The sequence below is a fragment of the Weizmannia acidilactici genome (genome assembly GCF_008974185.1).
Lineage (GTDB): Bacteria > Bacillota > Bacilli > Bacillales > Bacillaceae_C > Weizmannia > Weizmannia acidilactici.
Window position 1 is genome coordinate 31,941 of the sequence record NZ_BKZP01000002.1, and the last position, 13,388, is coordinate 45,328.

At 44.0% G+C, this 13,388-nt stretch carries 14 protein-coding genes; 5 read left to right on the plus strand and 9 right to left on the minus strand.

Annotation, left to right across the window (positions count from 1 at the left end):
- The first annotated feature begins 49 nt into the window (after positions 1–49).
- Positions 50–283 carry an IDEAL domain-containing protein gene (locus BpJC4_RS01180; protein WP_151679773.1) on the plus strand — a complete coding sequence of 78 codons (234 nt, stop codon included), beginning with the start codon at positions 50–52 and terminating at the stop codon, positions 281–283.
- 129 nt (positions 284–412) lie between these two features.
- Here the strand turns inward: BpJC4_RS01180 and BpJC4_RS01185 are convergent, their stop codons facing one another.
- The 5 genes from BpJC4_RS01185 to lplA form a co-directional block, all read right to left on the minus strand.
- Positions 413–1,666, minus strand: a complete 1,254-nt coding sequence (locus BpJC4_RS01185; protein WP_151697430.1) for a M48 family metallopeptidase — start codon at positions 1,664–1,666, stop codon at positions 413–415.
- Between the two features lie 82 nt (positions 1,667–1,748).
- Positions 1,749–2,051 (minus strand): AzlD domain-containing protein, encoded by a 303-nt coding sequence (locus tag BpJC4_RS01190; protein WP_151679775.1) that lies wholly within the window; start codon positions 2,049–2,051, stop codon positions 1,749–1,751.
- The gene (locus BpJC4_RS01195; protein WP_151697431.1) at positions 2,048–2,776 is read right to left on the minus strand and encodes an AzlC family ABC transporter permease; all 729 of its coding nucleotides are present in this window, start codon (positions 2,774–2,776) and stop codon (positions 2,048–2,050) included. The genes BpJC4_RS01190 and BpJC4_RS01195 overlap by 4 nt, the downstream gene beginning before the upstream one ends.
- Positions 2,777–2,935: 159 nt before the next feature.
- A complete protein-coding gene (locus BpJC4_RS01200) occupies positions 2,936–4,489 on the minus strand; it encodes a fatty acid--CoA ligase family protein (protein ID WP_151679777.1) in 1,554 nt (517 codons plus the stop codon).
- Between the two features lie 120 nt (positions 4,490–4,609).
- Positions 4,610–5,596 carry a lipoate--protein ligase gene (lplA, locus tag BpJC4_RS01205; protein WP_151679778.1) on the minus strand — a complete coding sequence of 329 codons (987 nt, stop codon included), beginning with the start codon at positions 5,594–5,596 and terminating at the stop codon, positions 4,610–4,612.
- A 198-nt stretch (positions 5,597–5,794) separates the two neighbouring features.
- Between lplA and yhfH the strand changes: the two genes are divergently transcribed.
- On the plus strand, positions 5,795–5,932 hold the full coding sequence (gene yhfH, locus BpJC4_RS01210; protein ID WP_151697432.1) for a protein YhfH: 138 nt from the start codon (positions 5,795–5,797) through the stop codon (positions 5,930–5,932).
- Between the two features lie 71 nt (positions 5,933–6,003).
- On the opposite strand, the gene BpJC4_RS01215 is transcribed toward yhfH, so the two are convergent.
- On the minus strand, positions 6,004–6,390 hold the full coding sequence (locus BpJC4_RS01215) for a FixH family protein (RefSeq protein ID WP_151681718.1): 387 nt from the start codon (positions 6,388–6,390) through the stop codon (positions 6,004–6,006).
- Positions 6,391–6,502: 112 nt separating this feature from the next.
- Between BpJC4_RS01215 and BpJC4_RS01220 the strand changes: the two genes are divergently transcribed.
- Entirely contained in the window at positions 6,503–7,066 is a 564-nt protein-coding gene (locus tag BpJC4_RS01220; protein ID WP_151681717.1) for an SCO family protein, read from the plus strand.
- 291 nt (positions 7,067–7,357) lie between these two features.
- On the plus strand, positions 7,358–8,326 hold the full coding sequence (locus tag BpJC4_RS01225) for a DMT family transporter (protein WP_151697433.1): 969 nt from the start codon (positions 7,358–7,360) through the stop codon (positions 8,324–8,326).
- Positions 8,327–8,758: 432 nt separating this feature from the next.
- Here BpJC4_RS01225 and fucO read toward each other — a convergent pair whose 3' ends face one another.
- The 3 genes from fucO to rhaB form a co-directional block, all read right to left on the minus strand.
- The gene (gene fucO, locus BpJC4_RS01230) at positions 8,759–9,832 is read right to left on the minus strand and encodes a lactaldehyde reductase (protein ID WP_308689567.1); all 1,074 of its coding nucleotides are present in this window, start codon (positions 9,830–9,832) and stop codon (positions 8,759–8,761) included.
- 182 nt (positions 9,833–10,014) lie between these two features.
- A complete protein-coding gene (gene rhaD, locus BpJC4_RS01235; RefSeq protein ID WP_151697434.1) occupies positions 10,015–10,842 on the minus strand; it encodes a rhamnulose-1-phosphate aldolase in 828 nt (275 codons plus the stop codon).
- A gap of 54 nt (positions 10,843–10,896) precedes the next feature.
- The gene (gene rhaB, locus BpJC4_RS01240; protein WP_151681714.1) at positions 10,897–12,357 is read right to left on the minus strand and encodes a rhamnulokinase; all 1,461 of its coding nucleotides are present in this window, start codon (positions 12,355–12,357) and stop codon (positions 10,897–10,899) included.
- A 213-nt stretch (positions 12,358–12,570) separates the two neighbouring features.
- On the opposite strand from rhaB, the gene BpJC4_RS01245 reads away from it, so the two are divergent.
- Entirely contained in the window at positions 12,571–13,329 is a 759-nt protein-coding gene (locus BpJC4_RS01245; protein ID WP_151681713.1) for a DeoR/GlpR family DNA-binding transcription regulator, read from the plus strand.
- Positions 13,330–13,388: the final 59 nt, after the last annotated feature.

Genomic DNA, 13,388 nt, shown 5'->3' on the forward strand with positions numbered 1-13,388 from the left:
TCGTTTGAAAACTCTATATAATAAAAAAAAGCGAAAAGGGTGATCATACATGGAGAACAAAAAATCTTATTCTGACCTGCCAAAAGAAAGTGCGATGACCCAGATCCAAATGGAAAAATTCGTGGAACACATTTATACTGACATGCTGCTAAATGAGATCATGTTGAACAAACAAAAAGAGAAACTGCTGGAACAAATCGACCATGTACTTGATCTCCGGGACAAAGAGCAGTTCATGGAGCTAACGAATGAACTCAAAAAAATCAATTTACAATTCGGATGATTCGGGCTGCGGCAAAGCGGTCAAAACCGGTTTGCACCGCCCTTTTCTTTTGCTCAAATAGCCGTTAAATCCAAAAAAGCAGCGGGCGCCTTGCAAACTGGCGCACACTGCTTTTTTCATAGTCAGGTTTTATTTTTCCCCTTCCAGCATGCGGATTCGCTCCAGCATCGTCGGGTGATCGTAGCGGAATATTTTTACAAGAAGCGGCGGATTGACTTCACTTAGTCCCGCCTTCGTTAAGATTTGGAACGTTTGGATGCCGGATTTAGGATCGTGGGTCATTTTGACGGCATAGCGGTCCGCACGGAGTTCCTCATACCGTGATCCCCAATTCACAAGCGGACTTGACGCAAACAGCAAAACCGAGGAAATCAACAAGAACAGGGGAAGCGAACTGATATTCGAAATTCCCGTCATCCATCGGCCGCTTCCTTTCCGGCTAGCAATGGCGTTCATGATTTTCGCATTCAGCCACAACCCGATAAGCATCATCAAAATATAACCCGCCGTGCCGAAATAAATATGTTTTTCCACATAATGCCCCATCTCATGTGCCATCACAAATAAAATCTCTTTATCGTTCAAACGGTTGAGGGTCGTATCCCAGAGTACGATCCTTGAATTGGCGCCGATCCCTGTGACATAGGCATTTAAGGCATTTGTTTTTTCTGACATATTGACTTCATATACATGATCCGCCGGAATATGTGCTTTCGACGCGAGCGCTAGGATTTTTGCTTCCAGCGCCTTGTCTTTCAAAGGATAAAAATCATTATACAAAGGATCGATTACAACCGGCTGGATAAACATCATAAAAACCGTATACGGAATCGACAATAGCCAGGCAGGAATCCACCATTTATACCGGTACTTTTTCATGAGCGCATAGAGGACAGCGAAAACGGCAAACATGATCACGAAATTTACCCAAAAATCGGTGACTTCATCTTTCATCCACCCGGTAAACGTCTGGGTGGAAATGTGATATACCTTTGAAAAACGGTAGGACAGGAAACTCATCGGGAATGTAAACAAAAAAGATGCAATGGAAAACCAAAAGAGATAAACCGCTGTTTGAATGACGCGGAAGCGTGAAACTTCAGCGGCCCACTTTTCAAACATTTTCGAGATGCCGAGCGCGAGAACCAAAAAATAAAAAAGCCATTCATACGGGGCAGACAGGAAAAAAAGCAGGTTCCGGATTTTCGAATATGCTTCGCTTAAATACAGTTCACGGCTGTTCATAAAAATTGCGGGATCTGCGGCCGTTCCCCTGTACTGCTCCGGAATCGCGGTATTTGCAAAACGAAATAGATACCAGTACATCAAAAGACCGAACAGCACATATCCGGCTATTGCCCGCAATGCCCATTTCGTTTTCAATAAATATGCACTCCCTCCTTGTCCTTCACTATATATGTAACGCAGGAAAAAGGCATTTAGAACAGCCATTTTTTAATGTGCCCTAAAACATAAAAGAATAAAAACTCAATACGGCAATCGCCCCAAGCACCACAATAATGACATTGGCACCGGTCAAAGCAAGAATAATTGCGGTGCCGGCTCCGATCGTTCCAAACAGCGGGTCTTTTTGGATCAAAAACACCTTTGGAAAAATCAGCGCGCCCAAAATCGCATACGGGACATTTTTTAAAACGCCTTCCAAAAACGGCGGCAGCGTTTTGTTTTGCAAAAGGACAAACGGCAGCATCCGCGGCAAATACGTTACAAGCCCCATTCCAATGATGACGAGAATAATAGTGTTCATCTTTCTTCCACCCGCTTTTTCCGTTTGTATGTTTCCGTAATTTCGATCAAGACTGCGGATAAAAGTGTGGATGTGATAATCGACCATCCCTCTTCCATCACATGAAAGCCGATAAAAATGCTATTAAAGCCGGCGGAAATGGCGGCAAGGAACAATACTTTCACATTTCTTTTCAAGGAAGGGACAAGAAGGCCGATAAACATTGCATACAACGCCACCGTCATGCTCGCCTGCAAAAACTGCGGCAGGTTCGCGCCAATCACGTAACCGATTCCGGAATTGATAACCCAGCTGGCATATGCGATCGAAGTGACGCCAAACCCGTATCCAAGCGGAAATTTCCCTTTTCTTGTCGCGAGCACTGAAAATGTTTCATCGGTAATCCCAAAGGCAAACAATCCGCGCTTGAATTTGCTTTGTTCTTCCACTTTCCGGCTTAAAGCGGCTGTCATGAGAAAATGGCGGATATTGACGACAAAAGTTGTCAGGATAATGACAAACGGGCTTGTTCCCGCAGCGATTAAGCTTAAGCCCATATACTGGCTGGCCCCGGCGTACACGATCAGGCTCATCAGCAAGGTTTCCAGCAAGGACAGCCCGGTTGTTTTTGACAGCAGGCCGAACGTCAGCGCAATCGGGAAATATCCGATCGCAATGCTGGACCCCGCCTGCAGGCCGAGCTTAAAGCTGCTTGTTTTCCCTTCTGCAATGGATGCTTCCAACATTGTACCTCCTCTACCAAACATGTATACAACAAAATTATTAATATTCTCATATTTTCATATTATACGCCTTGCAAGTTTTTCTTACAAGATGTGGAAAGCTGCAGATTCAATTCAAAAAAGGAAACTCGCCGGTGAAAGCTTTCCGGCGGGTTTCCTTTGTCACGATTTGCTCGATTGTTTCTTTAGGACCTGTTCTTTCAGCGACCTGCGTAAAATTTTCCCGGTTGTATTTTTCGGGAGTTCGTCCAAAAACTCAATTTCTTGCGGCACTTTATATTTGGCAAGCCGCTCCCTGCAGTAGCCAAGCAATTCCTCTTCTGTCAGAGATTCGTTTTTGGACACGACAAAAACTTTTACGACCTCGCCCTGATTCGGATCCGGAATACCCACTGCAGCGGCTTCGACCACATCCGGATGGTCGTACAGCACTTCTTCCACTTCCCGCGGGTATACATTGAACCCGCCGACAATGACCATATCTTTCTTGCGATCAACGATATAAAAATAACCGTCTTCATCCATTCTCGCCAAATCTCCAGTGTACAGCCAGCCGTTCCGGATCGTGGCTGCCGTTTCTTCCGGCATTTTATAGTAACCTTTCATCACGTTCGGCCCGCGTACAACGAGCTCCCCGACTTCCCCGACTGGCACTTCATTCCCAAGTTCATCCACGACTTTATTTTCAACGTGGACGATATTCGTGCCGATTGATCCGGGTTTCCGCGGCCGGTCAAGAGGATTGAAGCATGTTACCGGAGAAGCTTCCGAAAGGCCGTACCCTTCAGAAATGAGTACATTGAATTTTTTCTCAAAATTTTTCAATAGTGCCACCGGCATCGATGCCCCGCCCGATATGCACAGCCTGAGCGTTGCAAAATCTTTCGGGGTCCCGGCTTCGTATTGGTATAAGTAGTTGTACATCGTCGGCACACCCGCAAATATCGTTGCTTCGTATTTTTTCGCAACGCGGAACACTTCTTTCGGGCTGAATTTCGGCAAAATCAAAAGCGTTGCCCCGCTGATGAGCGGCGCATTGACGGCTACGGAGAGGCAAAATACATGAAACATCGGCAAAGCCGTAATCACACGGTCACGGCTGCTCATTCTTAAATATTCACCGATATCGCTGGCGTTCGAATACAAATTTTTATGCGTAAGCATGGCCCCTTTTGGCTTTCCGGTTGTCCCCGATGTATACAAAATAACCGCCGTATCGTCATCATCCAGCGGCACTTCTTCAGCTACAGGGAAGCTTTCTTCCAAAATTCGCGAAAACGATTTCAATTTTGGATGCGTATATTCCGTTCTTGTCTGTGCCGGGCCGGTTTCGCAAATAATGTAGTGCTCCACTTTCGGTAAATGCGCATCGACGGCATCCACGAACGGCACGAACATATCAAGCGCCACAACAGCTTTTACATCACCGTTCTCCAATATGTATTGGATTTCATTCGGCGTGTAGATCGGATTGACCGGTATCGTTGAGATGCCCGCCCGCATTGCCCCGTACAAGGCAATGATAAATTGAGGTGAGTTGCCAAGCAGTAATGCGATATGATCCCCTTTTTCCAGGCCGAGTTTTTTCAGCCCGTTTGCAAATTTCGAAACCGCCGCATCCAGCTCCCCGTAAGTCACCGGCTTATCCATAAAGTAATAAGCTGTCTTGTCCATGTTTTTACACGCCGTGTTTTTTAAACTTGACGGTAAATTCATTTCTCCCTCCCCTTTCTGAGTGAACAGCCATTCATTACCCTTTTCATTATATAAAAACAATTTTAATATTTCAACACAAATTCCCAAGCTGCCGGACGCAGCTTGGGAATTTTAATCTTTTTAATACACAAGGCTGATAAAATCTTCTTTTTCAATGTTTCCGAAATAATGTTTGATGTCAATTCCTTTCAATGCTTCTTCGATGCTCGATCGTTCATAGCGGCGGCCGGACAGCCGGTTTTCAATGTCCCTCACGTCGCCAATGCCGAAAAAATCCCCGTAAATTTTGCAGTTTTCGATCATGCCTTTGTTGACGTCAAGACGCACGTCAATGGAGCCGGCCGGGAAGCGTTTTGATCGCTGGAGATTGAATTTCGGCGATTTCCCGTAGTTCCACTCCCATTTTTGGTAGCGTTCTTCCGAAATTTGGTGGATTTTTTCCCAATCTTTTCCGGTCAGTTTATATTCTGAAATGTCTTTGCCGCCAAAAATGCTTTCTAACAATAATTGCCTGAATTCCGGCATTGAAATCGGCTCTTCCAAAAAGTCGGAAATATTGGCAACACGGCGTCGGACCGATTTAATGCCTTTCGATTCGATTTTTTCTTGTTTAACTTTTAAAGCCTGGACGACTTTATCAAGTTCGGAATTGAGCATAAGCGTGCCGTGGCTGAACATGCGCCCGTTTGTGGAAAACTGCGCATTCCCCGATATCTTTTTGTCCCCAACCTGAATATCATTGCGGCCGCTCAATTCCGCATTCACGCCGAGTTTACGCAGCGCCTGCACAACCGGGTCGGTAAATTTGCGGAAATTGCTAAAGCTTTCACCGTCGTCTTTAGTAATGAAGCTGAAATTGATATTGCCGAGATCATGGTAAACAGCGCCGCCGCCGGAAAGCCGGCGCACGACGATGACGCCGTTTTTCTCCACATAATCGGTATTGATTTCTTCAATCGTGTTTTGGTTACGGCCGATGATGATCGACGGCCTGTTTATGTAAAAAAGCAAATAAGTTTCATTAATATCCAGATTTTTCAAGGCATATTCTTCAATCGCCAAATTGATGCGCGGATCGGTAATGCCCTGGTTATCGATAAACAGCATGGCGTCGCCCTCCCGTATGTTTGGTTCCAAATGAAATCCCTTCCTACCCATTATAAAACATGGCCATTTCACGGGCAATTTTAGGGATTGGGTCCTAATTCTCTAAAAAATGATCATTCTGTTATTGACTTTACGAAACTGTTATAATACAATACAAAATATAAACATTAGTTATATAACAAAAAGAAGCTGTTGATTGTGGTGCAAAATGTGCTGGACTTTTTCAAAAATCTTCCTAACAAATATTGTGTGGAATGCGGCGAAAAAATCGAGGAGCAATCCGAATGCTACGGCAATACTAGCTGCAACTGCCGGCATGTTAAAAGCCATGAATAAAAAATAAGGGCGCTTTAAACCTGGCTCCCGCAAAAATTACAGAAAACCTGAAAAAAGCTGCCCGATTGCTTTTATTTTACTGCTATTTTCGTTTTTGGCATCACATGCATATTCCGTGCTGTTACATGGACCTGTACTGTATAAGTGCCGGCCCTTTTTATTTGCATTTTTGCGGTATAGATGCCGTTTTTCCCATTGTGCGCTTTCAGCATTTGGCTGTTTTTTTCCTCCCCGTCCCGCCAAATTTCAAACATCACTTCATCGGCATCGTTTACTTTTTCTTTTCCTTGTGTCACAACCGCTTTTAACGGAATGCTTGCATCGGCTTCCACTTGTTTAGGCACAACTAACCTCACTTGTACTGGTTTGACCGTTGCGGTTTCCTGCTGTTTTCCACACGCGGCAAGGGCAATTGCCAATGCCACTGCCAATAACGCCGTACGCCAGCCTCTCCCCATCTTTTCCATCCCCTCTTTTTTCTATTTGCAAGTTTCATAAAAAAATACATGTTATAATGATCTTAACCAAAAACGCTTACATTCGTAAAGGACCATTTGAGGGGGAATTCGATTGAAAAGAAGTTTTGCCGTTTGCCTTTTGCTTGCGCTGTTGCTTCCGACATTGGTTTCGTGTGCGTCAAAAGGGGATCCGGTCGATAATTTCCGATTTGCAAACCAGGACGGGAAAAAATTTGGCTTGAATGATTTAAAAGGAAAAGTGTGGGTAGCCGACTTTATTTTCACGAGTTGCAAAACCGTTTGCCCGCCGATGACAATGCATATGAGTGAACTGCAGGATGCGATAAAAAAAGCGGGTTATAAAGATGTGGAACTTGTCTCATTCAGCGTTGATCCGGAAGTGGATACACCTGAAAAGCTGAAACAATTTGGCAAAAATTTTAACAGTGATTTTTCGATATGGAATTTCCTTACCGGCTACTCTCAGAAAAAAATTGAGCAATTTGCGATGAAAAACTTTAAAAATCCGGTCGCCAAATCGGACGGGAACGACCAGATTGTCCACGGCACCCGCTTTTACCTGGTCAACAAAAACGGCGAGCTCGCGAAAGATTACGACGGGAATGAGGACTTTGATGCACAGGAGATTTTAAAAGATATAAAGGGGCTGCGGTGACTCGCCCCTTTTTATTTTTTAATCCTTGGCAAGTTTTTATTTCGTATATTGAAATATCGAGAAAACTCCTGAAATCAGGAGAATCATTTCGCAATAAGGCAAAGTAAACGGATTTATCGGCAAGCAAAAGCGTATAAGTTCATATGTTCACATAACCGTTCTTTTTCTTATTAAAATGGCTGCGCTATAATAAAAATTGTTGCAGTTTGTAAAAAATATGGGAAACCAGTCTCGCCTATTTGACTTATCATCAGATGACCGGGTAACTATCAATCTAACAACATCGAGGTAATGGGAATGAAAAAAGGGTATTTGTACATTATTTTGTCAGCTGTGTTGTTCAGCACGATGGAAATCGCCATTAAATTGGTTGCCGGTACATTCAATCCGGTCCAATTGAACTTGTTGCGCTTTTTTATTGGTGCTGTTATCTTATCGCCTTTAGCGGTTCAGCATATGAAGAAAAACAACTTTAAACTCACAAAAGAAAACTTCATGTTTTTTGTTGTTACAGGTTTTCTCTGCGTTGTCATCAGCATGACGTTTTACCAATTGGCGATTGTTTATACAAAAGCGTCAACCGTTGCAATATTATTCAGCTGCAATCCGCTTTTTGTCATTCCACTCGCGCATTTCCTTTTAAAAGAACAGCTTACAAAACGGACTTTGGCGGCATTGGCAATCAGCCTGGCAGGTATCTTATGTATTGTTAATCCATTGGAGCTTCAGAGCCCGTTTGGCATCACATATGCGCTTCTTTCGGCTGTAACTTTTGCCCTCTACAGCGTTGTCGGAAGAAAAGGCAGCCAGCAGTTTAATTGTGACGGAGTCATTTTAACCTGCCTGAGCTTTTTCACTGGAAGCATTGAAACGCTTGTGTTGGTTTTGGTTTCTAAAATCGGCTCTGTTGCCGGCTGGCTCAGAAGTTTCGGCCTTGACGTATTTGCGAATGTGCCGGTATTCCACGATATTACGTGGGGCACGCTACCGATCCTGATTTATATCGGCATTTTTGTAACAGGGCTTGGATTTGCATTTTATTTCCTTGCCATGGACGAAACGAGCGCATCCATAGCATCGATGGTGTTCTTTATTAAACCTGCACTGGCACCGATTCTTGCCTTGATTTTCTTAAAAGAACCCATTACACCGGCTATTGCCGCAGGAATCATCCTGATTGTTGCCGGTTCGTTGCTGACCTTGTTCCCTGCCGCATGCAAACAGCCGGAGCTCAGTATCAGCCGGGCGAAAAGCAGGTAAGAATGATCAAAGTGAAGCCAGAAATTTTCCAGTCGAAATAAAGGGTGGTTGAAAAAAGCAGTGAGCTGTCAACAATCTAAGCTCGCTGCTTTTTTTAAATAAGTGCATTTCATCTCTGTTATATCCTGAATAAAATAAATGGAACGATTGCTGCCAAAAATACCGGGGACGGTATGAAATTTTAAGTAAAAAACTTGATATTTGATGGTTGTGATACGAAAATGATGACCTAGTCAACAACAAGAATGATTTATAAAAACGAACAACGCATAACAAACTTTTGTCAAAAATGATACCCGCGAATATTGGAAATGGAAGCAGCCGCACATTTATATTATCAGAGATAATCACGATGAAAGCGAATTTTTCATATGTTATAAAAGAAAAGAATGGACCCCCATCTTTTTCAAGGGACCCATTCCTTTATCAGCATCATGCTGTGACAACAGAGCCGTGCAGCAATGATTTGTACAACGCTTCAATTTCTTCCACGCTTGTATCCCGCGGGTTTCCGCCCGTGCAAACATCTGCGAATGCGTCTTTTGTAATGTTCGGGATATCTTCTTTCTTGACGCCGAGTTCATCGAGCGACTGCGGGATGCCGATGTCTTTTCCAAGCCAAGCAACGGCTTCGACTGCCGCTTCCTTTGCTTCCTCAAGGCTCATCGATTCTACGCCTTTTACACCGAGGGCTTTGGCAATGTCTCTGTATTTTTCACCGGTATATGCCGCGTTGTATTTTAAAATCGTCGGCAGTAAAGTGGCACAGGCAACTCCGTGCGGCGCATTGTACCAGGCACTGAGCGGGTGCGCCATGCCGTGGACGAGGCCGAGCCCGACATTCGAGAAGCCCATGCCGGCAATATATTGGGCGAGCGCCATGTCTTCGCGGGCTTTTTTATCCCCTGTAACCGACGCGCGCAGCGAACGGCCGATGATTTCGATCGCTTTAATGTGCATCATATCTGTCAGTTCCCATGCGCCTTTTGTAATATAGCCTTCGATCGCATGCGTCAAGGCGTCCATGCCGGTTGATGCGCACAAGCCTTTTGGCATCGACATCATCATATCGCTGTCCACAAACGCCACAACCGGAATATCGTGCGCATCAACGCAGACGAATTTGCGGTGGTTATTTTCATCTGTGATGACGTAGTTAATCGTAACTTCCGCGGCGGTGCCGGAAGTGGTCGGGACGGCCAAGATCGGCGCCGAAGGATTTTTCGTGCCCGGATCGCCTTCAAGGCTCAACACATCGGCATGTTCCAGGTTTGTGATAATGATGTCGATTCCTTTTGAAGTATCGATCGGAGAACCGCCGCCGATTGCGATGATATAATCCGCTCCCGCTTTTTTGTATGCTTCCACGCCTGCTTTTACAACCGCAATAGTCGGATTCGGCACCGTTCGGTCGAAAATTTCGTAGGCAAGCCCGTTTTCATCGAGCAGATAGGTAATTTTTTTCACGACCCCGAATTTGACGAGATCTGCATCGGTGACAATCAGCGCTTTTTTGTACCCTCTTTTTTTTCACTTCTTCCGGAATATGCCCGATTGCCCCCGCACCGTGGTAAGATGTTTCGTTTAAGATGATTCTGTTTGCCATTTTCTTTTTCCTCCTCGTGAATGAATTCACATGTATTTGGGTAGAGAATGGCACGGAGCAGTTCGTGCCATTCTATTTCATATTACACTTCGAGAAAACCTGCCCTTGGCGCGACGCCAAACGCATCTGCCAAGTCTTTCAACTGCCGGTCGGTAATCGTTTGTTTCACACCGCCCTGCGCCTGTACATAAGTGTAAACCTGTGCCGCTTTCTCGGCCGTTTCAATCAGTCCGAATGTTTCATCCATGTCGCGGCCGGCTCCGTAAATGCCGTGATGCGGCCAGATGACGAGACGGCAGTCGTGCATTTTGGCTGCAGTGGCTTCGCCGATTTCGTTTGTGCCCGGAACAATCCAAGGAATAATCCCGACCCCTTCAGGGAAAACGACGAGACATTCCGTGCACATTTGCCAAAGCGTACGTGTAAAAGCTTTTTCATCGAGCGGATGCGTGAATGTCATCGCCAAAAGGTGCGTCGCATGTGTGTGGATGACAATCCTTTGTTCCTGATCCACTGCAAGCCTTGCAATATGGGTCATAAAGTGCGCCGGCAGCTCGCTTGTCGGCACCCCGCCTCCTTCCAGCCCCCAAAGCAACTCGACATTTTTCCCGTCCTGCGCCACCCGGATCACCCCGAGGTTCACTGCAGGAGCATCGATCACATTTTTAAAATATTTGCCCGACCCGGTTACAATAAAGTATTTCCCTGCAAGCGCACTTGCGTCAAACTTCACCGGGATCGTCCGGATGACAGCGTTTAAGTCGAGATACGGCGCAACTTCTTCTTCTTTTAAAAGATAGCTGATATTTCCGCCGTTCCGTTCATCCCAGCCAAGCCGGTACAGATTGGCGGTCGTTTTCATCATTTCTTGTACAAAACCTGATGATAAAATATCCAATTGTAATGCCATTTTCATACACCTGATTTCATTTTGATTTTTCATAATTTTATTGCCTGATAAAGTTTATTTTGCTGCCATCATGCTATTAACAGCCTTTTTGTATTTCAGAACAATTGTTTTCCGGTCAATAACCTTTGGGCGATACATTTTAAGATCAATTGATTCTCTAACAAGCGCCCTAGCTTCTTTTAAATCTTTTAATCGCCCAGTGGCAATCATCTGCATGAGAAGATTTCCGACAGCGGTGGCTTCGCCCGGCCCTGCATAAACGTTTCTCCCGCTTAAATCGGCAGTCAACTGGTTCAGCCACTCATTGTTAGAACCGCCTCCAACAATATGCAGCCTGTCAATCTTATTTCCGGTAATTTGTTCAAGCTCGTCAAGCGCGATTGAATACAGAATCGCAAGGTTATTATAAATACAATTGGCAAGTTCACCTGCGGATTCCGGAACTACCTGGTTTGTTTCCCTGCAGTATTGTTGGATTTCTTCGACCATATTTTCCGGGTTTAAAAAACGCTCATCATTAAAATTGACAACTTGCTTAAATCCACTAACTTTTTTTGCTTCTTCCACAAACTCAGGGAATGTATAATTTTTCGGCAAAATTCTCCTTACTTCCTGAATGAGCCACATGCCCATAATATTCTTTAAGAAGCGGATCGTTTTAAAAGCGCCCCATTCATTCGTATAATTTTCTTCGAGTGCCTGCCGGCTGACAACCGGGATATCCGTTTCTATCCCAAGCAGCGACCACGTTCCGCTGCTTAGATACGCCCAGTTCTCCCCTTCGCCAGGCGTGCCGACTACAGCTGAAGCGGTATCATGAGTTGCAACTGTTACAATCTCGGCATCCGGTAAATCAAATTCAGGAAACCAGTCTTTTTTTAGCAGACCAAGAATGGTTCCAGGTTCAGTTAATTTAGCAAACTGTGATTTTTTTACACCGATCAAACCTAACAGTTCTTCATCAAAATCATGTTTGTGGATATTCAATAACTGGGTTGTTGAACCGTTTGTTTCTTCCGTTACCGCAACCCCTGTTAAACAATAACCTAAGTAGTCAGGAATCAATAAAATTTTGTCCGTTTCATCCAAAAGTTTTTTGTCTTCTTCGTATAATTGGTAAATCGTATTAAACGGTTGAAATTGTATGCCGGTTTTTTCATAAATGGTTTTTTTCGGAATGAATTTTTCCATTTTTTGAATCGTTTGTTTCGTCCGCGCATCACGATAGGAAACCGCTTCACGCAACCGCTTTCCATTGCTGCCGACTAAAACATAATCTACTGCCCAAGTATCTATCCCTACTGTACAATGTTCATATCCCATTGATTTGGCTTTTTGCAACCCTAATAATATTTGGTTTAGCAGATGGTCTACATCCCAAAAGCTTGTGCCGTTTTGATTTGTAAATCCATTTGCAAAACGGCTGATTTCTTGCATTTCTAATTTTCCATTATTGATTTCTCCCAAAATGAGCCGGCCGCTAGATGCCCCGATATCGACTGCGATGTAACTCACCGAGTCCACCTTCCTTTTATCCAATGAAATCCCTTCCTTATTCAACATCATATTAACTCTTAATCTACCAGAAATCAATATAAAACAAATAATTAAATTTGATATTTTTTTGTTTTTTGTTGGATTATTTTTCTTTAGTATTGGGATGATTTTTGCTAAAATTACTTATACAAATTTATCGTATCTTCAAACGGTTTGAATGGAGTAGTGGATATGTTAGCTTTTGAACGCAGGGATAAGATTCTTAATACACTTTATAGAGAAAAAAAAGTTTATGTTGCCAACTTGGCAAAAGAGTTTCAAGTGACAGAGGAAACAATCAGGCGTGACCTTGAGAAACTGGAGAAAGAGGGAATTGTAAGCAGGACATATGGAGGAGCCGTGTTGAATCTCCACACCAATGAAGATTTGCCATACCAGACAAGATTTACCGCCAATATAGAAGCAAAACAAAACATCGCCGGCAAATTGCATCCGCTTATTTCAGACGGGAATACGGTTGTTGCTGACGCCAGTTCCACCGTGCTGGAAGGGTTAAAAGAACTGAACCATTCAAAGGAAGGGCTGGTTGTCTTAACGAATTCGGCCATTGCTTTAAGCGAACTTTCCCAGTCAAATATTAATTTAATCTCCACAGGCGGAACTTTACGAAAGAGGTCCAATTCCCTTGTCGGGTCCCTCGCCGAAAATGCAGTACGTCATTATAATGTTGATGTTGCTCTATTCAGCTGCAAAGGGATTTCCATGACCCACGGCATTACCGATTCAAATGAAGCAGAAAGCAACGTAAAAAAGCAAATGCTCCAGCAGGCAAGCAAAGTCATCCTGCTGGCGGACCACACCAAATTTGACAAAATTGCTTTTGTAAATTTTGTTGATGTTTCTGCTGTTGATTTTGTGGTAACAGACGAGAAACCAAGCAATGAGTGGCTCCGTTATTTCAAAGAGCAGCAGGTGGATATTATTTTTTAGCATCGCTCTATTTTCTGCTATATCATGAAAATCAATTCCTTTATGGCAAATTTGACGAA

Excerpts from the sequence above, each read along its gene's own strand:
- BpJC4_RS01180 (WP_151679773.1), top strand. The coding sequence starts at position 50 with ATGGAGAACAAAAAATCTTATTCTGACCTGCCAAAAGAAAGTGCGATG.
- BpJC4_RS01245 (WP_151681713.1), top strand. The coding sequence starts at position 12,571 with ATGTTAGCTTTTGAACGCAGGGATAAGATTCTTAATACACTTTATAGA.
- BpJC4_RS01215 (WP_151681718.1), bottom strand. The coding sequence starts at position 6,390 with ATGGGGAGAGGCTGGCGTACGGCGTTATTGGCAGTGGCATTGGCAATT.
- BpJC4_RS01190 (WP_151679775.1), bottom strand. The coding sequence starts at position 2,051 with ATGAACACTATTATTCTCGTCATCATTGGAATGGGGCTTGTAACGTAT.
- lplA (WP_151679778.1), bottom strand. The coding sequence starts at position 5,596 with ATGCTGTTTATCGATAACCAGGGCATTACCGATCCGCGCATCAATTTG.
- BpJC4_RS01195 (WP_151697431.1), bottom strand. The coding sequence starts at position 2,776 with ATGTTGGAAGCATCCATTGCAGAAGGGAAAACAAGCAGCTTTAAGCTC.
- rhaD (WP_151697434.1), bottom strand. The coding sequence starts at position 10,842 with ATGGCATTACAATTGGATATTTTATCATCAGGTTTTGTACAAGAAATG.
- BpJC4_RS01200 (WP_151679777.1), bottom strand. The coding sequence starts at position 4,489 with ATGAATTTACCGTCAAGTTTAAAAAACACGGCGTGTAAAAACATGGAC.
- BpJC4_RS01225 (WP_151697433.1), top strand. The coding sequence starts at position 7,358 with ATGGGAATGAAAAAAGGGTATTTGTACATTATTTTGTCAGCTGTGTTG.